20 protein-coding genes are annotated in these 24,297 nt (G+C 64.9%); 12 read left to right on the forward strand and 8 right to left on the reverse strand.

Annotated features, from left to right (window positions below; translation table 11 throughout):
* Positions 1 to 120: 120 nt before the first annotated feature.
* Positions 121 to 318: a YodC family protein gene (locus tag BRA1253DRAFT_RS13790; RefSeq protein ID WP_007595055.1), complete on the forward strand. Its 198-nt coding sequence runs from the start codon at positions 121 to 123 to the stop codon at positions 316 to 318.
* A gap of 177 nt (positions 319 to 495) precedes the next feature.
* Here the strand turns inward: BRA1253DRAFT_RS13790 and BRA1253DRAFT_RS13795 are convergent, their stop codons facing one another.
* The gene (locus tag BRA1253DRAFT_RS13795) at positions 496 to 1,314 is read right to left on the reverse strand and encodes a helix-turn-helix transcriptional regulator (protein ID WP_245285912.1); all 819 of its coding nucleotides are present in this window, start codon (positions 1,312 to 1,314) and stop codon (positions 496 to 498) included.
* Between the two features lie 209 nt (positions 1,315 to 1,523).
* On the opposite strand from BRA1253DRAFT_RS13795, the gene BRA1253DRAFT_RS13800 reads away from it, so the two are divergent.
* Together BRA1253DRAFT_RS13800 and BRA1253DRAFT_RS13805 are read left to right on the forward strand one after the other, a co-directional pair.
* On the forward strand, positions 1,524 to 2,933 hold the full coding sequence (locus tag BRA1253DRAFT_RS13800) for an MFS transporter (RefSeq protein WP_007595059.1): 1,410 nt from the start codon (positions 1,524 to 1,526) through the stop codon (positions 2,931 to 2,933).
* Between the two features lie 41 nt (positions 2,934 to 2,974).
* Positions 2,975 to 3,172: a DUF1127 domain-containing protein gene (locus tag BRA1253DRAFT_RS13805; protein ID WP_035993282.1), complete on the forward strand. Its 198-nt coding sequence runs from the start codon at positions 2,975 to 2,977 to the stop codon at positions 3,170 to 3,172.
* 243 nt (positions 3,173 to 3,415) lie between these two features.
* Here BRA1253DRAFT_RS13805 and BRA1253DRAFT_RS13810 read toward each other — a convergent pair whose 3' ends face one another.
* Positions 3,416 to 4,489, reverse strand: a complete 1,074-nt coding sequence (locus tag BRA1253DRAFT_RS13810; protein WP_007595062.1) for a TauD/TfdA family dioxygenase — start codon at positions 4,487 to 4,489, stop codon at positions 3,416 to 3,418.
* 390 nt (positions 4,490 to 4,879) lie between these two features.
* On the opposite strand from BRA1253DRAFT_RS13810, the gene BRA1253DRAFT_RS13815 reads away from it, so the two are divergent.
* Positions 4,880 to 5,095, forward strand: coding sequence for a hypothetical protein (locus tag BRA1253DRAFT_RS13815; RefSeq protein ID WP_007595064.1), 216 nt, complete (start codon positions 4,880 to 4,882; stop codon positions 5,093 to 5,095).
* A gap of 94 nt (positions 5,096 to 5,189) precedes the next feature.
* Here BRA1253DRAFT_RS13815 and BRA1253DRAFT_RS13820 read toward each other — a convergent pair whose 3' ends face one another.
* Positions 5,190 to 8,711, reverse strand: a complete 3,522-nt coding sequence (locus BRA1253DRAFT_RS13820; protein WP_007595066.1) for a LuxR C-terminal-related transcriptional regulator — start codon at positions 8,709 to 8,711, stop codon at positions 5,190 to 5,192.
* Between BRA1253DRAFT_RS13820 and BRA1253DRAFT_RS13825 the strand changes: the two genes are divergently transcribed.
* On the forward strand, positions 8,677 to 9,171 hold the full coding sequence (locus tag BRA1253DRAFT_RS13825; protein ID WP_245285914.1) for a nuclear transport factor 2 family protein: 495 nt from the start codon (positions 8,677 to 8,679) through the stop codon (positions 9,169 to 9,171). The genes BRA1253DRAFT_RS13820 and BRA1253DRAFT_RS13825 overlap by 35 nt on opposite strands.
* A gap of 43 nt (positions 9,172 to 9,214) precedes the next feature.
* Here the strand turns inward: BRA1253DRAFT_RS13825 and BRA1253DRAFT_RS13830 are convergent, their stop codons facing one another.
* Genes BRA1253DRAFT_RS13830 through BRA1253DRAFT_RS13850 form a run of 5 tightly spaced genes read right to left on the reverse strand, consistent with a single transcriptional unit; the run spans position 9,215 to position 12,784 of the window.
* Positions 9,215 to 9,982 (reverse strand): sulfite exporter TauE/SafE family protein, encoded by a 768-nt coding sequence (locus tag BRA1253DRAFT_RS13830; protein ID WP_007595070.1) that lies wholly within the window; start codon positions 9,980 to 9,982, stop codon positions 9,215 to 9,217.
* On the reverse strand, positions 9,979 to 11,235 hold the full coding sequence (locus BRA1253DRAFT_RS13835) for a CCA tRNA nucleotidyltransferase (protein WP_007595072.1): 1,257 nt from the start codon (positions 11,233 to 11,235) through the stop codon (positions 9,979 to 9,981). Before BRA1253DRAFT_RS13835 ends, BRA1253DRAFT_RS13830 begins: the two co-directional genes overlap by 4 nt.
* A gap of 9 nt (positions 11,236 to 11,244) precedes the next feature.
* Positions 11,245 to 11,508, reverse strand: coding sequence for a DUF6111 family protein (locus BRA1253DRAFT_RS13840; protein ID WP_007595079.1), 264 nt, complete (start codon positions 11,506 to 11,508; stop codon positions 11,245 to 11,247).
* Positions 11,505 to 12,176: a CoA pyrophosphatase gene (locus BRA1253DRAFT_RS13845; protein WP_007595081.1), complete on the reverse strand. Its 672-nt coding sequence runs from the start codon at positions 12,174 to 12,176 to the stop codon at positions 11,505 to 11,507. The genes BRA1253DRAFT_RS13840 and BRA1253DRAFT_RS13845 overlap by 4 nt, the downstream gene beginning before the upstream one ends.
* Positions 12,173 to 12,784, reverse strand: a complete 612-nt coding sequence (locus BRA1253DRAFT_RS13850) for a DUF1285 domain-containing protein (protein ID WP_007595082.1) — start codon at positions 12,782 to 12,784, stop codon at positions 12,173 to 12,175. Before BRA1253DRAFT_RS13850 ends, BRA1253DRAFT_RS13845 begins: the two co-directional genes overlap by 4 nt.
* 276 nt (positions 12,785 to 13,060) lie before the next feature.
* Here BRA1253DRAFT_RS13850 and BRA1253DRAFT_RS13855 point away from each other — a divergent pair, with 276 nt between their 5' ends.
* The 7 genes from BRA1253DRAFT_RS13855 (at position 13,061) to BRA1253DRAFT_RS13885 (ending at position 24,295) form a co-directional block, all read left to right on the forward strand.
* Complete coding sequence (locus BRA1253DRAFT_RS13855; protein WP_007595083.1) at positions 13,061 to 14,059, forward strand: MoxR family ATPase; 999 nt, start codon at positions 13,061 to 13,063, stop codon at positions 14,057 to 14,059.
* The gene (locus BRA1253DRAFT_RS13860) at positions 14,059 to 15,003 is read left to right on the forward strand and encodes a DUF58 domain-containing protein (RefSeq protein ID WP_007595084.1); all 945 of its coding nucleotides are present in this window, start codon (positions 14,059 to 14,061) and stop codon (positions 15,001 to 15,003) included. The genes BRA1253DRAFT_RS13855 and BRA1253DRAFT_RS13860 overlap by 1 nt, the downstream gene beginning before the upstream one ends.
* A complete protein-coding gene (locus BRA1253DRAFT_RS13865; RefSeq protein WP_007595085.1) occupies positions 15,000 to 17,813 on the forward strand; it encodes a DUF4159 domain-containing protein in 2,814 nt (937 codons plus the stop codon). Before BRA1253DRAFT_RS13860 ends, BRA1253DRAFT_RS13865 begins: the two co-directional genes overlap by 4 nt.
* Before the next feature lie 7 nt (positions 17,814 to 17,820).
* Positions 17,821 to 19,884, forward strand: a complete 2,064-nt coding sequence (locus tag BRA1253DRAFT_RS13870) for a membrane protein (RefSeq protein WP_007595086.1) — start codon at positions 17,821 to 17,823, stop codon at positions 19,882 to 19,884.
* 260 nt (positions 19,885 to 20,144) lie between these two features.
* The gene (locus tag BRA1253DRAFT_RS13875; RefSeq protein ID WP_007595087.1) at positions 20,145 to 21,158 is read left to right on the forward strand and encodes an alpha/beta fold hydrolase; all 1,014 of its coding nucleotides are present in this window, start codon (positions 20,145 to 20,147) and stop codon (positions 21,156 to 21,158) included.
* 226 nt (positions 21,159 to 21,384) lie between these two features.
* The gene (locus BRA1253DRAFT_RS13880; RefSeq protein ID WP_035993287.1) at positions 21,385 to 21,789 is read left to right on the forward strand and encodes a DUF2946 domain-containing protein; all 405 of its coding nucleotides are present in this window, start codon (positions 21,385 to 21,387) and stop codon (positions 21,787 to 21,789) included.
* Between the two features lie 148 nt (positions 21,790 to 21,937).
* A complete protein-coding gene (locus tag BRA1253DRAFT_RS13885; protein ID WP_007595096.1) occupies positions 21,938 to 24,295 on the forward strand; it encodes a TonB-dependent receptor in 2,358 nt (785 codons plus the stop codon).
* Positions 24,296 to 24,297 lie beyond the last annotated feature (2 nt).

Genomic DNA, 24,297 nt, shown 5'->3' on the forward strand with positions numbered 1-24,297 from the left:
TTCAGCAGCACGGCCGGCGGATGCGCGCTACCGCAACACATCCACTGACCGAGTAGCCCGTGATCGGCATGTCATGCCGGTTTGCTAGCTTCTCCGTCAATCAACCCGAAAGGACCATCCATGGAACTAAAAGCCGGCGATATCGTCATACTGAAATCCGGCGGGCAGCCGCTCACCGTCGCGGACGTGAAGGGCGACGACGTGATCTGTCTCTGGATGGGCGCGGAAGGCGATCTGTTTCGCGAGACGCTGCCGCTCGCGGTCCTCGATCGACTGGAAGAGCTCGACGACGAAGACGAGGACGATGACGAGGAGTAGGCGCGCCTAAGGCCGCGTCCTAGTTTGATCGGAGCGCACAGCTCCGGCGCGCGTGATGTCCGCTTCTTCGCCAACAATGGCGCGGTAGCGGACATCGCTGCAGGGCGCAGAACGGCCACAATGGAGCGCATCTGCCTTAGCTCCGGTCACCACAGCCTAAAATGGCTAATCGCGCTACTACCTCCGTCCGGGAGGCGCTGACTCGACCGTTATAGCTGATACCCGGCCTCCGGATAGTGATCCAACACGCCCATCGTGACCGTCCGTCGGGGGTACGCCCTCAATGCCGAACGTTGTGGCGAGTTCTCTAACGCCAACCGGGGTTACGACGAGCGCTCGGCTATCCCTGACGTGCTCGACCCAATCGTGCTCGAGAGCGTGATCAAGAATGGCGGCGCCGACTGCCCCGGCCAGATGCGGCCGGCGCTCGCTCCAGTCGAGACAGGGGCGACAGAACACCCGGCGCTTAGAGGCGAGGCCAAGATCGACGCCCAACTCATTGAAGAATGACCGGCCGGCGTCGGTGAGTTGCCCGCCATCCTCGTCGAGCAAAATAAACGACTGTTGGACCAGCCGGTCGGCGATTGCGACGGCGATGCGGCCTGCCATGTGGTCATAGCACGTGCGCGCGTGCCGGAGCGTTTCTCCACCGCGCCAGAGATTGCGCTGCCGGGCAGGGCCGTCCTGCGCCACGACCATGAGACCTTCTAGCACGCGCGCGACGTGCGGAGAGGCCAGGCGGAAATATCGCCGTCGGCCCCGCTTTGCGAGCGCGAGCAATCCCGCGTCGCTGAGTTTCGCAAGATGGCCACTCGCTGTCTGCGGCGCCACGCCAGACACATAGGCGAGCTCCGAGGCGGTCAACGTTCGGCCATCCATCAGCGCGCTCAGCATGTTGGCGCGCGCCGGATCGCCGATGACCGCTGCGACTTGGGCGATTTTGGGTCCCGTGTCCATGCCCTTCTCGTACGCCGATAAGGACGCAGTGCCAAGCACGGATACTTCGGTCAAGACCGTAGTGTTTCCGCGAGACTGGATCGATCACGAAACATAGGTTGCCCGGACGCCAGTAGGCCCGGTGAAGAAATGCCGCGACGAGGAGAAAGATCATCCCGCGGCTCCGAGTATTCGGTTGGTATCGAATGACCATCGCGAAGTGGGCTGATCAGGGCCGTCAAATTCTCGCAGGCAACTGAGTGTGATCAATGCCAACAACTTCGTTCAATACAAGACAGCCGGAACTAGCCCACTCCGACAACACGTCATCCCGTTCGCCTCTCGCGACGGCGCTGGCACTTGCTGCCACGAGCCTCGGCCTTGGCGTGGTGCAGCTCGATATCACCATCGTCAATACTGCGCTGAGCAGCATCGGCACTTCGCTCGGCGGTAGCGTGGCCGAGCTGCAATGGGTGGTGACCGCCTATACCATCGCATTCGCGGCCTTCATTTTGACCTCCGGTGCGCTCGGTGACCGCGTCGGCGCCAAACGGATATTCATCGCGGGCTTTGCGATCTTCACGTTGGCTTCGCTCGCCTGCGCGCTGGCGCCGTCGGCGATATTCCTGATCGCCGCACGCTCCGTGCAGGGCCTGGCAGCAGCGATCCTGGTGCCGAACTCGCTCACGCTGCTCAATCATGCCTATACCGATCCGAAGGCGCGCGGCCGCGCGATCGGCTTCTGGGCCGCAGGTGCGAGCGTCGCACTGACTTCGGGGCCGTTTGTCGGCGGCGCGCTGATCGCGCTGGTCGGCTGGCGAGCGATCTTTCTCGTCAACCTGCCGATTGGCGCCGCCGGCCTCTGGCTTGCCTGGCGTTATGCCGAGGAGACGCCGCGGCTCGCGCAGCGCGAGATCGATCTGCCGGGACAGATCGCGGCGATTGCAACCCTCGGCACGCTGGCCGGCGCCCTGATCGAAGGCGGCGTGCTCGGCTGGAGCCATCCGCTCGTCATCATGGGCTTCGTGGCAGCGGCCGTGATCGGACTCCTGTTCGTATGGCGCGAGGCGTGCGCGCCACAACCGATGCTGCCACTCTCGCTGTTCCGCCACCGCGTGTTTGCGCTGACCGCTCTGGTCGGGCTCCTCTTCAACATCGCCTTCTACGGCCTGATCTTCGTGCTCAGTCTCTACTTCCAGAAAATCAATGGCTGGTCGCCGTTCGCAACGGGTCTCGCTTTCGTTCCCATGATGGGCATGGTGCTGCCCGCCAACCTCGTCGCCGCATCGGTCAGCGAGCGCCTCGGCGCGCCGCAAACCATTGCACTGGCTTGTGCGATTACTGCCGCGGGCTGCGTTGCGCTGCTGCCTATGGCCTCAGGCACCAGCTACGGGGCGATCGGCACTCAGCTTGTGATCCTCGGCGGCGGGCTCGGCTTGCTCGTGCCGTCCTTGACCTCGACGCTGCTCGGCAGTGTCGAGAAGTCGCGATCCGGCATCGCCGCGGGCGTTTTGAACGCAACGCGGCAGACCGGCAGCGTGCTTGGCGTTGCCCTATTCGGCTCGCTGGTCGGAGACAACAACGTGTTCATTGCGGGCGCACATACCTCGCTGCTCATTTCGGCCGCTGTGTTGCTCGCCGGTGCGGTCGCGATCTGGCTTGGCCGAGCAAAGGACTGACGGTGAAAGGGAGGGGCCGATCGACCTCGTATGGTGCCCGGATGTCGAAGACCGTGGGGGCCGACGGTTCGCAGCTTTCTGACGCAGTGAAGCGCGCGTTTGTCACACTGCAAATTTGGCGCGAACGGGTTCGGCAGCGCCGCGAATTGGCGCAATGGACTGACCACGACTTACATGATGTCGGATTGTCCTGGTCTGACATCGCTCTGGAAATCAAAAAGTCCTTCTGGCGGGCTTGAATAGCACTCGGATAGAGCGGCCTCCTGCGCGACGAGGCCGGCCAAAGAAGGCGGACCTTTGTCCAACTAAATTCTTCCGCTTTTGGCCCATCGCGACATTTGCCGCGGTTGCGCAAAGGAAAATGGCGCCGGACCGTGGCCTCGAGATGGCCTGCCTCGATCTAGTGCCAGGCTTCGCAGCAACGATGTCCGCTCCTCTGCCAATATCGGCATAAGAGCGGACATCGCTGGATGCTTCGAACGTCAATCCAACGGAGCGTTCAAACTGGTACCTTTGGTGATGATGCCACCACGGTTGCCAATCTCAATCGAGCCATAGCGCTGTTTGAAACAATCGGGCAGCGGCCGGTCGCCTTCCATGCTGAGCCAGAGGCGCAATAGATGACGCTTCTGGCCTGCCTCGGACCAATCGCGAAATCCGGTCCGGTCATGCAGCAAGGCATGATTGTAAACGAACTGCATGTCGCCCGGCTGAAGCCGCATGCCGAAATGCAGCGCGGGATCATTTGCGAGCGCGTCAAAGAGATCGAGCGCCTCGACGTGAGCCGGCGTCAGTCTCGGCGCATCGGGAAAGCGTTGGGCACTATCGATATACTGGCGCTGATAGAACCCGGTCAGGAACCCCACATGCCAATTCAGCACCGGGATTTCAAGATATGGCTTTTCGTTCTCCGGCACCTCGCCTCGCCGGTCCGTCGCGATCGGATCAAACAAGAGGGCGGCAAGGTCGGGACGTCTGTCAAACATCTCGTTGTAGATTGTCGTCGTACTGACGAGGAGAGAATCCCCTCCCTCCATCGCCTCGCGAATGCATAACAATCCAACCACGTCGGCCGAATCCGTGTGGAATGTCTGCCGTTCCGACGTTTGATAAATTCGGGTGTTGGGATCCCTTGCATCGGCGCCGGTGTCACGGACGTGACCGAGAATGTGACCCGCTGCATTCTGAGACCGCGCCGATCCAAGGTGCGCGCCCACTCCGCAAAAGATCGTAGCGGCAAACTCCTGATTATATTTTGCCACCGGAAGGCCGCGTATGACTTCGAAGCCAAGGCCAGCCAGGAGCGTTGTCTTAAGCTCTTCCAGATGCCTGCCGAAGTGGGGAAGCGGAAAGCTTTCCTTCGTGATCTCGGCGATTTTTTTGTCTCTGCCAAGATATGTTTCGGCCGCGCCCTCAAGCTCGGCGATCTCGCCGGCCGCAAGCGATATCAACCATCGATCAGGATTGGCTTTCATCTCAGCTCCCTGCCAGGCAGACGGGATATCGACCTTCCCCGGAGGGCGATGAATCCCGCCGGGCACTGAGACCAAATTCATAGTGTTGGCTCCCGAAGAGATTGGACGTCAGACATGGGGGCGGAAGACGTGGGGGCGGACGATCGACGATATTGTGCCGACCACTTGTTTGCAACTTGGCTGAAGCGCCGCCGTGAGCTGAGCGCATTGTCGCCGTGACGAGATCCGTTCCAGGCAGTCGCGTGTTAGGTGAGCCGCTTCCGCCAAAATGATTACAACGCCGCCCCTCGTGCGACCGATCAAAGCCCGGGAAAAAATGGCATCAGCCGGAACGTTCACGAAGCTGGCTGAGTTAAAAGTCATGCGCGTCGCGCTGCGGTCATGGCCGCACCGCGCGGCCCGGATAAGGCTCTGGAAGAGGCGAAAGCTACTCTGCGGCGTGCTTCGCGGCACGGCCGCGCGAGGACCGCGATGTACACGACGGCGATATACGATGAGCTGAGGCAGATCGAGCGCGACGTCGTCGAAGGAGAACGCCGGCTCGCAGAGCAGGAGGCGCTGATCATTGAAATGAAGCGCCAGAACGAGGACACAGCCAAGGCGGAAGGCGAACTCGAACGGATGCGGATGGAGCAGCGACGTCGCGATCAGGATCGGCAACGTCTGCTCTCACGGCTGCAACCCTGAACAATTCCGCTCAATGAGGCTGATCCGGCGTCGTGTTCCTGAGACCTGTACTGCGGTGACAGTTGCCATTTTCGGTCAATGACGATGCAGCGGTTCAAATCAGCAGATCATGATGCGCAGGGACAATGGCTTGATGCGCGCCGTTATTGCCGTGATCGTCCGCGTGTCCGTTCAGTGCATGAGGGACGAGCTTGGCGTTGAACCCGAGGCTCTCTTCCTGACTGGGCGGAACGTGCCCATCGAGCGGATCATTGAACTCTTTAACCTCAACTATCGCGACGAGAGGAGAAGGAGTTGGTCCGCTATCGAACCGGAACACCGGTCCTTGGTCTGCGCCGCCGATTTCGAACGCAGCCTTGGCCGGGTGTGCGTCGTCTGATGCGATTGCTGCAGATTGCGCAGCGTGCTGCGAGTTACCGTGGTCCACGGTGGCTGGTTCTGCCGTCTTCATGGTCCCCGCAGCATCCGAAGCCGAAGCGTGATGCTCGGCGCCATCGCCGGCGCCGTTGCCCGGTTTGCCCCCATCTTCTGTCGATCCCGTGCTTGCCGCCTTTGCAGACCCTGGCTCCGAAGCGTGTTGCGAGTTGCCGTGGTCCGCGCTGGCGGGCGTTGCGGCGGCCGGATCGATCTCTGCTCCGTCCGGCGGGCTTGCAGCGGCTGAGTGCCCGGATTTGCCGTGTTCCGCGCCGCCTGGTTCAGCCGTCGTCGCTGGCGCTTGCGCGGCTTCAGAAGCCGAAGCGTGATGCTCGACGCCATCGCCGGTGCCGTTGCCCGGTTTGCCCCCATCTTCTGTCGATCCCGTGCTTGCCGCCTTTGCAGATCCTGGCTCCGAAGCGTGTTGCGAGTTGCCGTGGCCCGCGCTGGCGGGCGTTGCGGCGGCCGGATCGATCTCTGCTCCGTCCGGCGGGCTTGCAGCGGCTGAGTGCCCGGATTTTCCGTGTTCCGCGCCGCTTGGTTCTGCCGTCGTCGCTGGTGGTTGCGCAGCGTCAGAAGCCGAAGCGTGATGATGATCGCCGCCATGGCCGCCATCATTGCCCTGTTTGGAGCCAGCTTCAGTTGATTCGGTAGCTGCCGCCTTTGCAGACCCTGGCTCCGATGCGTGCTGCGAGTTGTCGTGGCCCGCGCCGGCGGCCGTTGCGACGCCCGGATCGATCTCTGCTCCGTCCGGCGGGCTTGCAGCGGTTGAGTGCCCGGATTTGCCGTGTTCCGCGCCCGCTGGTTCTGCCTTCTGCGTTGCCCCTCCCGGAGCTTCCGAAGCCGATGCGTGATGCTCGGCGCCATTGTCGTCGCCCTTGCCCGGTTTGGAGCCAGCTTCAGTCGATTCGGTAGCTGCATCCTTTGCAGACCCTGGCTCTGAAGCGTGCTGCGAGTTGCCGTGCCCCGCGTTGTCGGCAGTTACGACGCTCGGTTGGCCGATCTCGTTGGGTGCAATCGACGAAACGCCGGTGCCCGTGTCGGTCGGGCCACTGTGCGACGTGACATTTGCGACTGCCGGCGCTGTGGCACTATGAGCAAGCTCGATGGATGATCCGTGAGCCGACGCGGCAGACGCACCATCGCTCTCTTCCGTTGCATCCGCGGACGGGTCCGTGGAGGTTTCGAACTTCGACGGCGTTCCCAAGCCGGTCCGGGTCTGCCCGAAATGGAAACCCGAGCCGTTATTGGCCAGAAGGGCCCAGGCTCCGGCCGTCCCGAGCGTGCTCTCGCCCCCTTCGATACTGGTCTGGACATGGTCCTTGCTCGAAACAGCCTCATCGGGTGCGGTCGCCGGTATCAGCGCGGCTTCGAGCTGCTCCAAAGTGGTCGCGACAGCCGCGCCATCTGGCTCGGAGACGACATCCGCCTCCGCAACGGCTACAATTCCCTCCAGATGAATTTCCAGCAAGCCGCGATCGCCGATATCAAGGATACGATCGGTCGCATTCACATAGACGATCGTTTCGTTGCTTGCGGAGTCGTAGACCCAGGCGAGTGTATGTGGCGGTATAGACTTGCTTGCCGCCGTCATATGCAGCCAAGCAAGCGCTCCGAAAGCCGCAAGATTGATCCTGCTCGACCCAGATGCGAAATCGAACACGGTGTCGGAAGCGGTCGACTTGGAATCGTTAGACACGGAATCGATCGGGGAGCGATAAACAATTTTTTCAACGTTGCCGCCCAAGTCGATACTGGCATCGTGACCAAGGTCCGCGCCAACGGGTTTATGGAGGTTGTCACTCGCATCGCCCGGGCCCTTTTGGCCCAGAGCGCCTTCCGCGACGTCGTCGTGTCCAGCGGTCGCAACGGCGGAAGACAGGCGGACATCGTGCGACAGGAAACCCGGGGCTGAGTTGTCGTCATGATTGGCGGCAGCATGGGTGATCGCGGCCAGTTTTGTGGTCGCACTCTCTTCAGTAACGGCCAGGATGCTGTCGATCGACGCTTCACGGAGGTCATGCGCCTGCGCGGCGAGATGGGGATCCTGCAGTGCGTAGATCAACGCACCGGCGAGAATAGCGAAGTTGCCATACCCGCCCTGCATCGACATCGCATTTGAAAGTAGCCGCGGGAATTGATGTTCCGGGGCCGGGTCAACTCCGACCTGTATGTCGTTTGCTGCTCGCGGCAAGAGCCCAGAAAGATCGGGCGTGCTCGATCCAGCAGGACCGTAGTGTGTCCAGGCTTTCGCGCCTCCGGATTGCTCGGCCGCGCGCAGCGCTTCCATTGCCGTCGCCGGGTTGGTGATTTGGGCGGCCTTGGCGAACAAGTCTCTCTGGGCGAGCGTGGGCGTCTCGCCGGATTCCCAGGCGATGAGGTGCCGGAGAATGCCTTTTTTCCAGGGCTCGTACGCGGCGTGCTCGTCCGCATGGCCGACGCCGTTCTGATCCGGAAAGATGTCGTTCGCTTCGGACGCCTTGAGTTCGTCCGCAATTGCCAACGCCAGAAACGCCAGGGAGAGCGCGGCCAGGCCGGAGGGGCGCTGCAGCAATGCGATGGTCGCGAGCACGGTCCTGTTGGTGATCTCAAGCTTTTGGAAAATATTGTACAAGTGGACTTTGACCGTCCCGTCGGAAACGTTGAGCTGGCGCGCGATCTCCTTGTTCGACAGTCCTTCCGACACCAGCCGTGCAATTTGACGTTCCCGTTGCGTCAACAGCTCCAGCATCTTTTCGACTTTGCCGTCGCCGTCCACCTCCTTGCCGGCTGCCGAGAGATCGGACTTCTCCAGTGCCACACCGCTCTTCGTCATCAGCCGCAGCGATCGCAGCATCGTGGCGGGAGAGGCATACTTGGAAATTGCGCTGCAGGCGCCGGCTGCGATGGCGGACGTCAGATCGTGGTCGGTGTCGGACTCGGTGAAGAACACCAGGCGCGTGGAGAGCTTCTCAGCTTTCACGATCGCGAGGATCTCGGGGGCCGTCAGATCCGGCACCTTGTCGGCAAGAAGCGCGACGTCGGGTGTCAGCTTTCGAATTGCTTCGAGGCAGCTTGTCCGATCGCTGGACGATGCGACAACGTCGAAGTCCGGCTGCGTCCCGAGAACCGACCTCAGTCCCTGCAAAACGATCGGCTGTGGATCGACGATCACAAGCCGGATGGGCTTGAGTATCCCCTGCCTGGCGGACGCGTCCAACATCGATCTTGCCCTCGGCCCGGTCCTCTATGTCGTTCGCCATATGGCCGTGCCCGGGTGGGATATTAAAATCAAAAAAGGCTCGGCAGTTCCAGAGCCTGAAGCAGATTTGGACGGCATGCGAGTGAAAAATATGTCCTTTGACCCGATGGCCGTTGCGGTTGACTGGCTTGATGCCTATCGCGCGGGCGATATCGAGGCGATCTTGGAGCTATATGCCGAAGATGCCGTTGTGCACTGCGGCTGCGCCGGTGTCCAAACCATTACCGGCCGCGAGGCACTTCGTGCCTATTGGGTCGATCGCCTCCGAAAATATCCGGCAGGCACGTTGGATGATCTCAATCCCTCGCAGAACGACCGCACCATTATCTCGTACGTCACCAGTGCTGGTGTGATGAGTGCACTTTTGGCGTTTGACGCCGCCGGCAGGATCAAGGAACTGGACTGCAGTCCCTCACACTAGACCTGCGGCGTAACCCCAACCCGCAGCGGGACACCTGGCGGCGTTAGATGAGCTGCCTCGCCGCTGCCGAAATCATCACCAGCCCGCCCGTGATCACCGCGACATCGAGGATCGCGGTGTGGATGTGCACCGGCATCCGCTCGACAAAGGCCTTGGCCAAGAACGCGCCGGGAATCGCGATGGCGCCGATCAGAAGTGCAAAGGCGAGCACCTGCGCGGTCACGGCGCCGGCCAGTCCAAACACCGAGATCTTGATGAGGCCGGTGCCGAGCGAGATCATGGCATCGGTCGCGATCACGGCGGCGCCCTCGAGGCCCGCGGCCATCAGCAGCGACAGCAGGATCACGCCGGAGCCGGAGGTGCCGCCGACCAGCGCGCCATAGCCGACCGAGCCTGCCGCAAGACCGGTGTCGCCGATCTTGACCTGGCGGCGGCGGAGCACACGGCGCAGCGGCACGCTCAGGATCAGCATGGAGCCGATCACGAGTGCCGCGCCCGCATTGGTCAGCCGCGTATAGCCGTAGGCGCCGAGCGCGGTCGTCAGTGCCGCGCAGGCCAGCACGATCAGCGCGCGGCGGCGATCGGCATAGCGGAGATAGGCGAGCGCGCGGCTGGAATTGGTGAAGATCGCGGAGATCGCGATGATCGGCACCACCGGCTCGGCGCCAACGAGAGGGACCAGCACCAGCGGCATCAAGGCGCCGGTGCCGTAGCCGGCGAGACCGCCGATGATCGAAGCAAACAACGCCATCAACGCGACCAGCAGGAGCTGAAAAATCGAGATGTCGGCGAAGCCTGAGACGATGGTCACGTTCTCTCATCGCGGCTGATTCGTGCCGCAGCTTGATCGGCGATGGAAGCGAGTGCGGCTTCATCTAGGGGAAAATCTGCCGCGAGCCAAGCGTCCTCGGCGAGCGTCAAGACATGTCCGAGCGCGGGTCCTTCCGCCATGCCGCGCGCGATGAAGTCGGCGGCGCGAAGCGGAAATTTCGGCGCAATCCAGCGCTGCGGCAGCTCGGCGAGCGCACGCCATCCAGACGAGCCGACGTCACCGCCGGCTCGCGCCCAGCCCAGCAACACGCGATCGTGATAGCGCTCCGCACCGAGCCGGTAGAGCAGCCGCCGCGCATCGGCTTCCCCCTTGGTGGCCAGGCGCCACCAGCGATGCCCCATCGAATCCAGCGCCTTGGTTTCCGCATTGGAGAGTCTCAGGCGCGTGGCGACGCGCTTGGCGTCTTCGGTCACCGCGACCGTCAGCGCGGCGAGCCGCCGCGTGCTGCTTGCGGTGAGGCCAAGCTCGCGCTCGATCGCGATCATCGCCGAGAGCGGCCCGGTATAGACGACGCCGCCGGTCAGCGCCTGCAGCAATCCGCCGTCCGCCATGGCGAGCGCGGCGGCAGAGGCGCCGCCGGCGACCAGCAGCTTCAGCGTCTCCATGCGCAGCCGCTCGGCCGAGAGGCTGGCAAGTCCGGCGCGGCCGCGGATGCAGGCGAGATAGCCGTCGCGGTCGGGATCGCCGGCACCGAAGGCGGCGTGGATGCGGAAGAAGCGCAGAATGCGCAGGAAATCCTCGGCGATGCGCTGGTCGGGATCGCCGATGAAGCGCACGCGCCGCGCGGCCGCATCCGCGATGCCTCCGACATAATCGTGGACGACGCCGTCAGCATCGACCGAGAGCCCGTTCATCGTGAAGTCGCGGCGCTCGGCGTCCTTCACCCAGTCGCGGCCGAACGCAACCTTGGCCTTGCGGCCGAACGTCTCGGTATCCTCGCGCAGCGTCGTGACTTCGTAAGGCTGGCTGTCGATGACGAGGGTGACCGTGCCGTGGTCGATGCCGGTCGGCACGGCCTTGATGCCGGCGCTCTTGGCGCGCCGCATCACCTCGTGCGGGAGCGCCGTGGTCGCGATGTCGATGTCGCCGGGCACGAGGCCGAGCAGCGCGTTGCGCACGGCGCCGCCGACAACCCGCGCCTCCTCGCCATCCGCATTGAGCAATTGCAGGACGCGCGCGGTCCCGCCCGAAATCAGCCAGGGCGCATCGGCGAGCATGGGCACCGCGCTCATCGGCCGGCCCTATCTTTCCACGCCCGGCACGAGCTTGCCGTTCTCGACATGGGCGGGGACATAGGTCGAATCCGGCGCAGCGCCGGAGTAATGCGCAAAGCCGATCAGCCCCGCGATCACCAGCACGAGCGCCGCCAGCATGAGACGCGCGACGATGGTGGTCGGCCAGGACGATTGCACGAACAGGCCGGAACGCGTGGCGGCCAGGAACAGCGCATAGACGGCAAAGGGAACGAGGAAGATTCCGATCTCGGTCAGGATCGGCCGGATCATGACGAATAGATCCGCTCGTAGAGCACACGCAGCATGCCGGCCGTCGCGCCCCAGATGTAGCGTTCGGCAAACGGCATCGCGTAATAGGACCGCTCCATGCCGCGGAATTCCTTGCTGTGCACCTGGTGGTTGGCCGGGTTCATCAGGAAGGATAGCGGCACTTCGAACGCATCATCAACCTCGGAATGGTTGATCGTCAGCTCAAAACCTGGGCGCACCCTGGCAACCGTCGGCAGGATGCGGAAGCCGAAGCCGGTGCCGTAGAGATCGAGATAGCCGATCGGCTCGACGAAGTCTCTGGACAGCCCGACCTCCTCCTCGGCCTCGCGCAGCGCCGCATCGAGCGGCGAGCGGTCGGTCGCGTCGATCTTGCCGCCGGGAAAGGCGATCTGGCCGGCATGGTCGTTCAGATGCGCCGACCGCTGCGTCAGGAGGATGGTCGGCTCGGGATGATCGACCACCGCGATCAGGACCGCCGCCGGCCGCACCGGCTGCTCGCGCGCGATGATCTCGAGCATCTTGTCGGTACCGGGATCGCCCGAGGCAGGAATGATGTTGGGATCGTAGAGACCGGGCGGAACGTCGAAGCCGAGCCGCGCGGAGGAGCGGGCGAAGAAATCGGCCGCACCGATCACGGCGGGATCGTTCCTGGAGATAGGCTTGTTCAAAGCGCGGCCCTCACCTGCTCCGCATCGGCCATGGCAAAGAATTCGCCGGCCGATTCGACACCGAACATCGGCTGGCCATCGACCATCCGCTCCTCACCCATGTCAACAAGATCGTAATAGAGCGCGCGGGTGACCTTGGCCCAGAGCTCGGCGCGGACGTGCAGATAGGGCGTCAGTCCGCCGCCCTCGCCCTGCTCGAAGCGCAGCCGGTGCGCCGCATCGCAGGTGACCCAGTCGTCGACATTGGTGCGGAAGCGGAGCACGCGATGGTTGGCCTCGCCGTCCTTCTGCATCTCGACCGCCATGAACGGCGCGTCGTCGACGCGAATGCCGACCTTCTCCACCGGAGTGACGAGGAAATGCTTGTCGCCTTCGCGCTTGAGGATAGTCGAGAACAGGCGAACCAAGGCATGACGGCCGATTGGCGTCCCCAAATAGAACCAAGTACCATCGGACGCGATTCGCATGTCGAGATCGCCGCAGAACGGCGGATTCCACAAATGCACCGGAGGCAGGCCCTTTTTGGCGCCTTCGGCATCGGCAGCAGTTTTGGCAGCGGCAGTCAGCCCCTCAAGACCGCGATCGGCGCTCTGCCCTTGGTTCGCCATGGTTTGCCCTGACTTTGTCATTTGGCACGATCGGTGCAAGTCTGAATTGTAAGTCTACGTTGTATGCCGGTGCACGGTTCCACCCCGGATTCATCCGGTGTGGAGGTCGCCACTTCGTGATGCCCTACATATCCCTAAGCCGATAAGGTGGGGATAGGTTAATTCAACGAATACATGGCCTTCCTGCAAGTCTAGCATAGGGCCCACGTCTTGAGTTGAGGACGTGACGACATGACGACGCAAGCGAGCTGCATGGCAGGCTGAAGGAGCTAACGGATGGCGGAGAGTGTCGAGAAGCTCGAAGACGGAATCGTCCGTTCGGCCGAGCAGGTGTCGAGCCAGATTCGCGCGGCGAAAGAGGCGATCGGCTCCGTCATCTTCGGTCAGGATCGCGTGATCGAGAACACGCTGGTCACGATCCTCTCCGGCGGCCATGCGCTGTTGATCGGCGTCCCCGGCCTCGCCAAGACCAAGCTGGTCGAGACGCTCGGCATCACCCTCGGCCTCGATGCCAAGCGCATCCAGTTCACGCCCGACCTGATGCCGTCGGACATTCTCGGCGCCGAAGTGCTCGACGAGAGCACCTCCGGCAAGCGTGCCTTCCGCTTCATCTCCGGCCCCGTGTTCGCGCAACTGCTGATGGCCGACGAGATCAACCGCGCCAGCCCGCGCACGCAGTCGGCGCTGCTGCAGGCGATGCAGGAGCAGCACATCACCGTTGCCGGCGCGCGTCACGATCTGCCGAAGCCGTTCCACGTGCTCGCCACGCAAAACCCGCTGGAGCAGGAAGGCACCTATCCGCTGCCTGAAGCCCAGCTCGACCGTTTCCTGATGGAGATCGACGTCGACTATCCCGACCGCGACGCCGAGCGCCGCATCCTGTTCGAAACCACCGGCGCTGACGAGACGCTGGCGAAGGGCGCGATGACACCTGACGCACTCATCACCGCGCAGCGACTGATCCGGCGCCTGCCGGTCGGCGATTCCGTGGTCGAGGCGATCCTGTCGCTGGTGCGCGCGGCCCGTCCGGGTCCGGACGGCGGCGACACCAGCAAATTCATCGCCTGGGGCCCGGGCCCGCGCGCCAGCCAATCGCTGATGCTCGCGGTGCGCGCACGCGCGCTGATCGACGGACGCCTCGCGCCTTCGATCGACGACGTGCTTGACCTCGCCGAGCCCGTGCTGAAGCACCGCATGGCGCTGACATTCCAGGCGCGCGCCGAAGGCCGCACGATTCCGGACGTGATCCGGCAATTGAAGACACGGATCGGTTGATGGCGGCGGAGAACGGGCACGCAGCAAAGGAAATCATCGCGATCCGACGTGCCGATGGCGAAAGCCGCACGCTCGCAGCTTCCTTGCCGCGCCTGGTGCTCGAGGCCCGCCGTATCGCCGCCAACGTCATTCACGGCCTGCACGGCCGCCGTCGCGCCGGCTCCGGCGAAAATTTCTGGCAGTACCGCCGCTTCGTCTCCGGCGAGCCGTCGCAGAACGTCGACTGGCGGCGATCGGCGCGCGACGATCTGCTCTATGTCCGCGAGCTCGAATGGGAAGCCTCGCACACGGTCTGGATCTGGCCCGACCGCTCGCCCTCGATGGCCTTCGCTTCAAAACAGGCGCGCGAATCCAAGCTCGAGCGGACGCTGATCGTCGCCTTCGCGCTGGCCGAGTTGCTCGTCTCCGGCGGCGAACGCGTCGGCATTCCCGGGCTGATGGCACCGACCGCGAGCCGCAGCGTCATCGACAAGATGGCGCAGGCGATGCTGCATGACGATGCCGACCGCTTGAGCCTGCCGCCGTCCTTCGTGCCCGCGGCGCTGGCCGAGACGATCGTGCTGTCGGACTTCTGGTCGCCGATCTCCGAGATCAGGACCACGCTCGGCGGCCTGTCCGGCTCCGGTGCGCATGGCACGCTCGTGCAGGTCGTCGATCCCGCCGAGGAATCATTCCCCTATTCCGGCCGCGTCGAGTTCGTCGAGCCAGAAGGGTTCGGCGTGATCACCGCCGGCCGCGCCGAGAGCTGGGCGCAGGATTACACCGCGCGGCTCGCGCTGCACCGCGACCAGATCCGCGCCGAGACCAACAAGCTCGACTGGCTGTTCACGACGCATGCGACCGACCGCTCGGCCGCCGAACTGCTGCTGTTCCTGCATGCCGGCATGCAGGTGAGCAAGTCGGGCGCCCGCACCACGACGATCAAGGCGGGGCCGGCAGCATGATGGGACTGCCGCTCGCCTTCACCGAACCGCTGCTCCTGATCGGCCTCGTCAGCCTGCCGGTGCTGTGGTGGCTGTTGCGGGTGATGCCGCCGCGGCCGCGCCGGATCGAGTTTCCGCCGACGCGCCTGCTGTTCGACATCGCACCGCGCGAAGAGACCCCGTCGCGGACGCCGTGGTGGCTGACCGCATTGCGGCTGCTGGCCGCGGCGCTGGTCATTTTCGCCGCCGCCGGCCCGATCTGGAATCCGCAAACAGGCGCGGCCGCCAGCAAGGCGCCGCTGATGATCATGTTCGACGACGGCTGGAGCGCGGCGTCCAACTGGGACATCAGGATCAGGGCCGCCGACGAATTGATCGCCAGTGCCGAGAACGACCGCCGCGCGATTGCGCTGGTGCCGCTGTCGGAGCCGAACCGCGATATCACCCTGATGCCGGTGGGCGCCGCGCGCGTCGCGTTGCGGCAGCTGACGCCAAAGCCGTACTCGATCGAGCGCGTCGAGACCCTGACCGCAATCGATCGCTTCCTGAAAGCGACCGGCGACTGCGAGATCGCCTGGCTCTCCGACAGCGTCGACACCGGTCGCGGCGAGGAATTCGTGGCTGGCCTCGGCAAGACCATCGGCGATCGCAGCCTGACCGTGTTCGAAGGCGGCACCTCGTCGCCCCTGGCCCTGGTCGCGGCCGAGAACGCCGCCGCCAAAATGACGGTGAAGGTGCTGCGCACCGACGGCGGCATCGCAATCGGCACCGTGCGCGCTCTGGACCAGAAAGCCTCGCCGATCGGCGAAGCGCGTTATTCGTTCGGCCCGCAGGATAAGGAAACCGAAGCGTCGTTCGATCTGCCGGTCGAGTTGCGCAACGACATCACGCGGCTGGAAATTGCCGGTGAGCGCTCCGCAGGCGCGGTGCAGCTGCTCGATAAGCGCTGGCGCCGCCGCGCCATCGGCATTGTCTCGGGCTCTACCAGCGAGACCGCGCAGCCGCTGCTGGCGCCGACCTTCTATCTCACACGCGCGCTGGCGCCGTTCGCCGACGTGCGGCTCGCCGACAAGGGCTCGCCGCAGCAGGGCATCACGCAGTTCCTCGACCAGAAGCTGCCGATGATCATCCTTGCCGATGTCGGCACCATCGCCCCTGAAATCCGCGAGCGTCTCAATGCCTGGATCGACCAGGGCGGCGTGCTGGTGCGGTTCGCCGGTCCGCGGCTGGCGCAGGCCGAGGACGATCTCGTCCCGGTCAAGCTGCGCAAGGGCGGCCGGACGCTCGGCGGCAGCCTGACCTGGGAAAAGCCGCAACATCTGGCCTCTTTTGCCGCCGACGGTCCTTTTGCCGGGGTCGTGGTCCCCAAGGACGTCACCATCAGCCGCCAGGTGCTGGCCGAGCCCGACGCCGTGCTCGCCACCAAGAGCTGGGCGTCGCTGGAAGACGGCACGCCGCTGGTGACGGGCGAGCATCGCGGCAAGGGCGTGGTCAGCCTGTTCCACGTCAGCGCCGACATGCGTTGGTCGGATCTGCCGATGTCGGGCACCTTCGTCGAAATCCTGCGCCGCGTCGTCGACATGTCCGGCTATACCGCCAAGCCGGGCGCAGGCGTTGCCACTGAAGGGACCGCCGAGACGGTGGCGCCGTTGCACATCCTCGACGGCTTCGGCGCCTTCGGCCCGCCGCCGGCTGCCGCCAAGCCGCTGCCCGCGGATTATCGCGACCGCGCCACACCCGATCATCCGCCGGGCTTCTATGGTCCGGCAGAAGGACCGCTCGCCGTGAACACGCTTGCCAGTGCCGACCGTATCGCAGCCCTGAACACCGCGAGCCTGCGCGCCCGGCGCGCCACCTACACCAACGCCGAGCCGCAGGACCTGCGCGGCTGGCTGCTGTCGACGGCGCTCGCGCTGTTCCTGATCGACGCCATCATCGTCGCGGTGCTCGGCGGCGGCCTTGCCGCGCTGCTGCGCCGCCGCGCCGCGCCCGCGATGATCGTCTTCGGACTTGTTCTCGCAGGCCTCGTCTCGCTCGTGCCGACGCCGTCGCACGCGGACAGCGCGTCCGACGAGTTCGCGATGAAGGCGGTGTCGCAGACCCGCCTCGCCTATGTCGTGACCGGCAATGCCGACGTCGATTCCATCGTCAGGGCCGGGCTGTCAGGATTGACGCTATTCCTGGCGCAGCGCACCGCGCTTGAGGCCGGCGATCCCGTCGGCATCGACCCGGCGCGCGACGAACTCGCTTTCTTCCCGCTGATCTATTGGCCGATCGTGCCGGGCGCGCCCAAGCCGTCGCGGGACGCCATCAACAAAATCGACGCCTACATGAAGCAGGGCGGCACCGTGCTGTTCGACACCCGCGACGCGGTCGAAGCGCCGCCCGGCGCGAACGGCGCCGCGCAGACCCCCGCCATGCAGACGCTCCGCGAGATCCTGTCCTCGCTCGACGTGCCCGAGCTGGAGCCGGTGCCGCGCGAGCACGTGCTGACCAAGACCTTCTTTCTCTTGCGCGACTTCCCCGGCCGCTTCACCACCGGCCAGACCTGGGTCGAGACCTTGCCGCGGGAAGACGACGACGACAGCGCGCAACGGCCCGCACGCGGCGGCGACGGCGTCTCACCGATCATCATCACCTCGAACGACCTTGCCGGCGCCTGGGCCGTGCGGCCCGACGGACAGGCCATGCTGCCGGTGACCGGCGGCGACCCCCGCCAGCGCGAATTCGCCTACCGCGCCGGCGCCAACATCGTGATGTACACGCTGACCGGCAACTACAAGGCCGACCAGGTGCACGCACCGGCGTTGATCGAACGACTGGGGCAATAGGATCGATATGAATTACGGCATCGCATTCACGCCGCTGGTTCCCACGATCGTCCTGTGGCTCGCGCTGGCCGCGATCGTCGTCATCGCGCTGGTGCTGCTGCTGGCGCGTGCGCGCGGCGCTGCCGTGCGTGTGGCCGCGCTGGCGTTGTTCCTGCTGGCGCTCGCCAATCCTTCCTTCACGCGCGAGGACCGCGATCCCCTCACCTCGGTTGCCGCAATCGTCGTCGACAAGAGCCCGAGCCAGAATTTCGGCAATCGCAATCGCGAGGCCGCTCAGGCGCAGGAAGCGCTGGTCGACAGCCTGAAGAAGATCAAGGGGCTCGAGGTCCGCGTCGTCGATGCCGGACAGGCCGACGGCGAGACCGACGGCACCAAGCTGTTCGGGGCGCTGGCCTCGGCCTTGTCGGACGTGCCGGTCGACCGCGTCGCCGGTGCGTTCCTGATCACCGACGGCCGTGTCCACGACGTTCCGGCCAACGCCGCCGGGCTCGGCTTCCAGGCGCCGGTGCACGCGCTGATCACGGGGCAGAAGGACGAGCGCGACCGCCGTATTGCGGTCATCGCCGCGCCGCGCTTCGGCATCGTCGGGCAGCCCCAGACCATCACCTACCGCCTCGACGACCAGGGCGTCAGCGGCGAGCGCGCCAAGGTCACGGTCCGCAGAGACGGCGAGGTCATCAACGAGCGCACGCTTTCGAGCGGCCAGGCCGCAAGCGTCGAGGTCGACATCAAGCATTCCGGGCCGAACATCGTCGAAATCGAGGCCTCGCCTCTCGATCGGGAATTGACGCCGGTGAACAACCGCGCCGTGGTCGCCATCGACGGTGTGCGCGACAAGCTGCGCGTGCTGCTGGTCTCGGGTGAGCCGCATTCCGGCGAGCGCACCTGGCGCAATCTGCTCAAGTCCGACGCCAGCGTCGATCTCGTCCACTTCACCATTCTGCGGCCGCCGGAGAAGCAGGACGGCACGCCGATCAACGAATTGTCGCTGATCGCGTTTCCGACCCGCGAGCTGTTCCAGCAGAAGATCAACGAATTCCAGCTGATCATCTTCGACCGCTATGCCCGCCAGGGCGTGCTGCCGATCGCTTATTTCGACAACATCGCACGCTACGTGCGCTCCGGCGGCGCAGTGCTGGTCTCGGCCGGCCCCGATTACGCGTCCAACACCAGCATCTGGCGCACGCCGCTGGATTCGGTGCTGCCGGCCGAACCCGTCGGGGTGACGGAAAAGCCGTTCTACGCGCATCTGTCCGACGTCGGCAAACGCCATCCCGTCACGCGCGGCCTCGAGGGCTCGGCCTCCGAGCCGCCGCGCTGGAGCCGGTTCTTCCGCACCGTCGAGACCCGCAATGCGGTCAACCCGCCCGTCATGACGGGCGTCGACGGCAAGCCGCTGCTGTTTCTCTCGCGCTTCGGCGAGGGCCGCGTCGCGCTGCTGCTCTCCGACCACATCTGGCTGTGGGCGCGCGGCTATGAAGGCGGCGGCCCGCATCTCGATCTATTGCGGCGGATGTCGCACTGGCTGATGAAGCAGCCTGATCTGGACGAGGAAGCGTTGCGCCTGCAGGTGCAGGGCAAGAATCTCGTGGTGGTGCGCCAGACCATGGCGGACAGCGTCCAGCCGGTGAGCGTGACCTCGCCGTCCGGCGTGTCGCGCGACCTGACGCTTGCAGCCGGCGATCCCGGCGAATGGCGCGCCAGCCTGCCGGCGAGCGAGCTCGGCCTGTGGCAAGCCACCGACGGCACGCTGAAGGCGCTGATCAATGTCGGCCCGACCAATCCGAAGGAGTTTTCGGAAGTCACCTCCACCACCGAGACGTTGAAGCCGCTGACCCAGGCGACCGGCGGTGACGCCGTGCGCGTGGTCGACGGCGCCAGCGTCGAGCTGCCGCGCATCCTGCCGGTCCGCTCGGCGAGCGTCTTCCATGGTGACGGCTGGATGGGCGTGCGGATGCGCGACGCCAGCGTCGTGAAGGGCGTCGGCGTGCTGCCGATCTTTGCCGGCCTGATCGGCCTATTGCTGCTGCTCGGCGCGTTTGCTGCGACGTGGGTCCGTGAAGGGCGCTAGGCGGCTTACGCGCGTCCCTTCGCTTCCCGTTAGTCGGATAAATCCAATCGTCACTTCTTCGCCGGAAGCTCCATAGCGCCTTCGACCCCGAACTCGGTCGAATGTAGCGCGTTGTGAAATCTGGGGGCGGTTCTTCCTCGGCTCTGGGCAGGCGTGTCCCTGTCCAGGCATCGCTCCCCGCGGACAAGAGCAGTTCTCGACGGAGCCTTCGCAGCACCCAAACAGCGCGAGCGTTCGATGAGAAGCGGAGTTACTCGACCATGACAGACACACTTCACCAGCGCACGTTCAGCTCGCCTCGTCAGACAACGCGCTACATCGAGTGCGGGCCGGCCGACGGACCGTTGATGATCTTCGTCCATGGCTGGCCGAGCATCAGTTTGATGTGGCGCGCTCAGATGGACGCGTTTGCCGCCGACGGTTGGCACTGCGTCGCTCCCGATCTGCGCGGCTACGGCGGCTCTTCCACGCCCGCAGCCAACGACGCCTATACCATCGAGGAAATCGTGACAGACATGGCCGAACTCCATGATCACCTCGGCGGCAAGCCTGCGATCTGGGTTGGCCACGACTGGGGCTGTGTTGTGGTTGGTCAGTTGGTCGCGCATCAGCCCAAGCGCAGCCGCGGCGTCGTGCTGACCTCGCTGGCGTATCAACCCGACGGGCACGCCCTGCGCACAGTCGTCCCGCTGGTCGACCGAACGATTTATCCGGTTGACCAATATCCGGACGGCCAATGGGATTACTACCGTTACTACACCACGCACTTCGAGGCGGCAGTCGCCGACCTCGATGCAGATCTGGCCGCATCGCTGGCGTCGATCTTTCGGCCAGGCAACCCCGCCGGCATCGGCAAGGTTTCGCCGAATGCGATGGTCACGCGCAATGGAGGGCGCTTTGGCGCCGCGCACCGCGCCCCGCCGACTGAGCCTGATCCGGCTCTCTGGCCGCCGGCGGACTTCGAGGTGCTGGTGCAGTCGTTCCAGGCTCATGGCTTCCGCCCATCCTGCGCGTGGTACCTGAACGACGACGCCGACATCGCCTATGCGCGCAAGGCACCCAGTGGCGGCCGCCTGTCGCAGCCGGTGCTGTTCGTTAACGGCGACTTTGATCAGATCTGCAGCATCACCGGAAATCGCCAAGGTGACCCGATGCGCTCCGCCTGCCCGGACCTGACCGTAACGAGCATGCCCGCAGGGCATTGGCTGCCGCTGGAGCGCAAGGCAGAACACATCGAGGCTATCCGCACCTGGCTCCAGAGCAAAAAGCTCTGATGCCGCCTCCTCGCGCTGGCACTGAGTCAATCAATCGCCGTTCCCGTAAGCCATTCGATAGGTCCTCAGCCGAGATCTTTCAGTTGCCCGAACGACACATCGAGGAGCCGGCCCACTCGGGTCGGTGCGGCTGCGGTTGACATCCGCTGACCGATCGGGCGATGTTACATTATAACGTCGCGGGATCAGGGGATGATCCCTCGCGATGTGGGGGTGGCGTTTCCAGATGAAGTGGTTCCGGTCGAATATCAGACACGGCGCCCGGCTCGCGATCTTCGCGATGCTGGTGCAGTTCGCGCTGACGTTCGGCCACAGCCATTGGTTCGCCCAGGCCGCTCCCCTCGCCCAGGCCTCGCTTCAGCAGACCGACGACAGCAACGGCGTTGCGTCGATCGACCGTGCCGCGGTCGAGAGGCAATCGCCGTCGGCTCCCGACAGGGAACAGCCGGGCGAGGACAATTGTGCGATCTGCGCATTGGTCGCGATGGCCGGCACCGTCATGTTCGCGGCGCCACCTGTGTTGTTGCTGCCGCAGGCGATCGACCTGCTCTACCGCACCACCGACGCCGAATTCGTCCATTTGAAATCGGCCGGCACGGCATTCCAGCCCCGCGCCCCTCCCGCGTCCTGACTTCCAACAACGCTTGATCACGCTCGGGCTCGCCGCTTTCAGGCGCGTGCCCGGGAGCAGTTGAAGTCGAATTCCGTCGCGCAGCGACGGCAGGCCGCCTCCGATCAGCAGACCAACATGCGGACGGCGCCTGACTGGAATCAGGACCATGTCATTCAAATTGCGGCGCGCGCGGCGCCTTGGCGGAGCAAGCCTGCTCCTGCTCGGCGCTGCCACCTCGGCGCTGGCCGAGGATAAGTCATCGACCGAGATCCCCGCCGTCACCGTGACGGCTCCGAGCCCCATCGTACGCAGGGCGGTGGTGCCGACCCGCAACCCGGGCCGCCCTACGCGAACCGCGCGGGCGCGCAGCCAGGAACGCACGGCGGACGCCACGCCGGCAGCCTCTACGCCCGCCGCATCTCAGCAGGGCGTGCTGCCCATCGTGACCAACCAGTTCGCGACCGTCACGGTGGTACCGAACGAGGAAATTCGCCGCGAGGGCGGCGGCCAGCTCGGCGATCTCCTGTTTTCGAAACCCGGCATCACCGGCTCGAGCTTCGCGCCGGGCGCTTCCAGCCGGCCGATCATCCGGGGGCTCGACGTCAACCGCGTCGGCATCGTCGAGAACGGCACCAATGCCGGCGGCGCCTCCGATCTCGGCGAGGATCACTTCGTCCCGATCGATCCGCTCGCGACCAACCAGGTCGAGGTGGTGCGCGGGCCGGCTGCGCTGCGCTACGGCTCGACCTCGATCGGCGGAGTCGTCAGCGCCACCAACAACCGGATTCCCGACACGCTGCCGAACTGCGCTCCGTCGTTCCAGGCTTACGGCATGCCGGCCAAGGCGCCGCTCGCGAGCGCCGCGACATCGCCTTGCGTCATCGCCGAGACGCGCAGCGCGTTCAGCTCGGTCGACCGTGGCGTTGAAAGCGGCGTGCTGCTCGACACCGGCGGCGGCAATTTTGCGCTCCATGCCGACGTCTACGGCCGCAACACCACCGATTACAGCATCCCGAGCTACCCGTACCTCGCCGACCAGACCCGGCCCGTCGTCAACGGACGCCAGCCCAATTCGGCGACGCGCTCGGACGGCGCCTCGATCGGCGGCTCCTACTTTTTCCAGGGCGGCTATATCGGTGCGGCGATCACGCAGAACGACGCGCTCTACCACATCCCCGGCATCGACGGCGCCGACCACAACACGCGGATCGACGGTCACCAGACCAAGATCAACGTCAAGGGCGAGTACCATCCCGACGCTGCGGCGATCGACATCGTTCGCTTCTGGGCTGGTGCGACCGACTACCGGCACAACGAGATCGGGCTTGCCGATCCTGCCAATCCCAACAGCGACGGCGTGCGGCAGACTTTCACCAACAAGGAGCAGGAGATCCGCACCGAGGTGCAGCTGATGCCGTTCAACGCGCGCTTCGCCGAGGTGACGACGGCGCTGGGCTTCCAGGTCGGCCATCAGGAATTGAGCGCGCCGAGCCCGGACAATCCGGGCACGCTGTTCAACGGCCTGTGGGACCCGAACAACAGCACGCGCGTTGCCGGTTACGCCTTCAACGAGTTCAAGTTCACGGACGCGACGCGGGCGCAGATCGCGGGCCGCATCGAGCATGTCGAGCTGCACGGCACGACACCGGATTTTCCCGCGGACTTCCTGCCCGACGGCACGCCGCAGGCGGCGATCTCGCGCAATCCGTCCTTCACGCCGAAGAGCGGCAGCATCGGCCTGTTGCAGGATCTGCCGGGCGGCTTGGTCGGCAGCATCACCGCGCAATATGTCGAGCGCGCGCCGAAGGCGGCGGAGCTGTTCTCGCGCGGCGCGCATGATGCAACCGCGACCTTCGACATCGGCAACCCCAACCTCGGCATCGAGACCGCGAAGTCCGTCGAAGTCGGCCTGCGCAAGGCGACGGGGCCGTTCCGGTTCGAGGCGACCGTCTACTACACGCACTTCAACAACTTCATCTATCGCCGTCTCACTGGCGTGATGTGCGACGAGGACTTTGCCTCGTGCGGCGCGCCCGGCGCCGAGGTGAACCAGGCGGTCTATTCGCAGCGGGACGCCAACTTCCGCGGCGGCGAATTCCAGTCGCAGCTCGACATCGGCGCATTCCAGGGCGGCATCTGGGGCATCGAGAACCAGTTCGACGTGGTCCGCGCCACCTTCAGCGACGGCACCAACGTGCCGCGCATTCCGCCGGTGCGGCTGGGCGGCGGCGTGTTCTGGCGCGACGACAACTGGCTTGCCCGCATCAACCTGTTGCACGCCTTCGCGCAGAACAACGTCGCCGTGATCGCGGAGACGCCGACGGCGGGCTACAATTTGTTGAAAGCCGAGGTGAGCTACAAGACCAAGCTCAACCCGAATGCATTCGGCGCGCGCGAGATGCTGCTCGGCCTCGTCGGCAACAATCTGTTGAACGAAAACATCCGTAACTCGGTGTCCTACACCAAGGACGAGGTGTTGATGCCCGGCATCGGCGTGCGGGCGTTTGCGAACTTCAAGTTCTGAAA

The organism is Bradyrhizobium sp. WSM1253 (genome assembly GCF_000244935.1).
Taxonomy (GTDB): Bacteria; Pseudomonadota; Alphaproteobacteria; order Rhizobiales; family Xanthobacteraceae; genus Bradyrhizobium; species Bradyrhizobium canariense.

What these genes read in the sequence shown, in the direction of transcription:
- BRA1253DRAFT_RS13790 (WP_007595055.1), top strand. Translation starts at nt 121, where the DNA reads ATGGAACTAAAAGCCGGCGATATCGTCATACTGAAATCCGGCGGGCAG.
- BRA1253DRAFT_RS13800 (WP_007595059.1), top strand. Translation starts at nt 1,524, where the DNA reads ATGCCAACAACTTCGTTCAATACAAGACAGCCGGAACTAGCCCACTCC.
- BRA1253DRAFT_RS13805 (WP_035993282.1), top strand. Translation starts at nt 2,975, where the DNA reads ATGTCGAAGACCGTGGGGGCCGACGGTTCGCAGCTTTCTGACGCAGTG.
- BRA1253DRAFT_RS13810 (WP_007595062.1), bottom strand. Translation starts at nt 4,489, where the DNA reads ATGAATTTGGTCTCAGTGCCCGGCGGGATTCATCGCCCTCCGGGGAAG.
- BRA1253DRAFT_RS13815 (WP_007595064.1), top strand. Translation starts at nt 4,880, where the DNA reads ATGTACACGACGGCGATATACGATGAGCTGAGGCAGATCGAGCGCGAC.
- BRA1253DRAFT_RS13820 (WP_007595066.1), bottom strand. Translation starts at nt 8,711, where the DNA reads ATGTTGGACGCGTCCGCCAGGCAGGGGATACTCAAGCCCATCCGGCTT.
- BRA1253DRAFT_RS13835 (WP_007595072.1), bottom strand. Translation starts at nt 11,235, where the DNA reads ATGAGCGCGGTGCCCATGCTCGCCGATGCGCCCTGGCTGATTTCGGGC.
- BRA1253DRAFT_RS13840 (WP_007595079.1), bottom strand. Translation starts at nt 11,508, where the DNA reads ATGATCCGGCCGATCCTGACCGAGATCGGAATCTTCCTCGTTCCCTTT.
- BRA1253DRAFT_RS13850 (WP_007595082.1), bottom strand. Translation starts at nt 12,784, where the DNA reads ATGGCGAACCAAGGGCAGAGCGCCGATCGCGGTCTTGAGGGGCTGACT.
- BRA1253DRAFT_RS13855 (WP_007595083.1), top strand. Translation starts at nt 13,061, where the DNA reads ATGGCGGAGAGTGTCGAGAAGCTCGAAGACGGAATCGTCCGTTCGGCC.
- BRA1253DRAFT_RS13860 (WP_007595084.1), top strand. Translation starts at nt 14,059, where the DNA reads ATGGCGGCGGAGAACGGGCACGCAGCAAAGGAAATCATCGCGATCCGA.
- BRA1253DRAFT_RS13865 (WP_007595085.1), top strand. Translation starts at nt 15,000, where the DNA reads ATGATGGGACTGCCGCTCGCCTTCACCGAACCGCTGCTCCTGATCGGC.
- BRA1253DRAFT_RS13870 (WP_007595086.1), top strand. Translation starts at nt 17,821, where the DNA reads ATGAATTACGGCATCGCATTCACGCCGCTGGTTCCCACGATCGTCCTG.
- BRA1253DRAFT_RS13875 (WP_007595087.1), top strand. Translation starts at nt 20,145, where the DNA reads ATGACAGACACACTTCACCAGCGCACGTTCAGCTCGCCTCGTCAGACA.
- BRA1253DRAFT_RS13880 (WP_035993287.1), top strand. Translation starts at nt 21,385, where the DNA reads ATGAAGTGGTTCCGGTCGAATATCAGACACGGCGCCCGGCTCGCGATC.
- BRA1253DRAFT_RS13885 (WP_007595096.1), top strand. Translation starts at nt 21,938, where the DNA reads ATGTCATTCAAATTGCGGCGCGCGCGGCGCCTTGGCGGAGCAAGCCTG.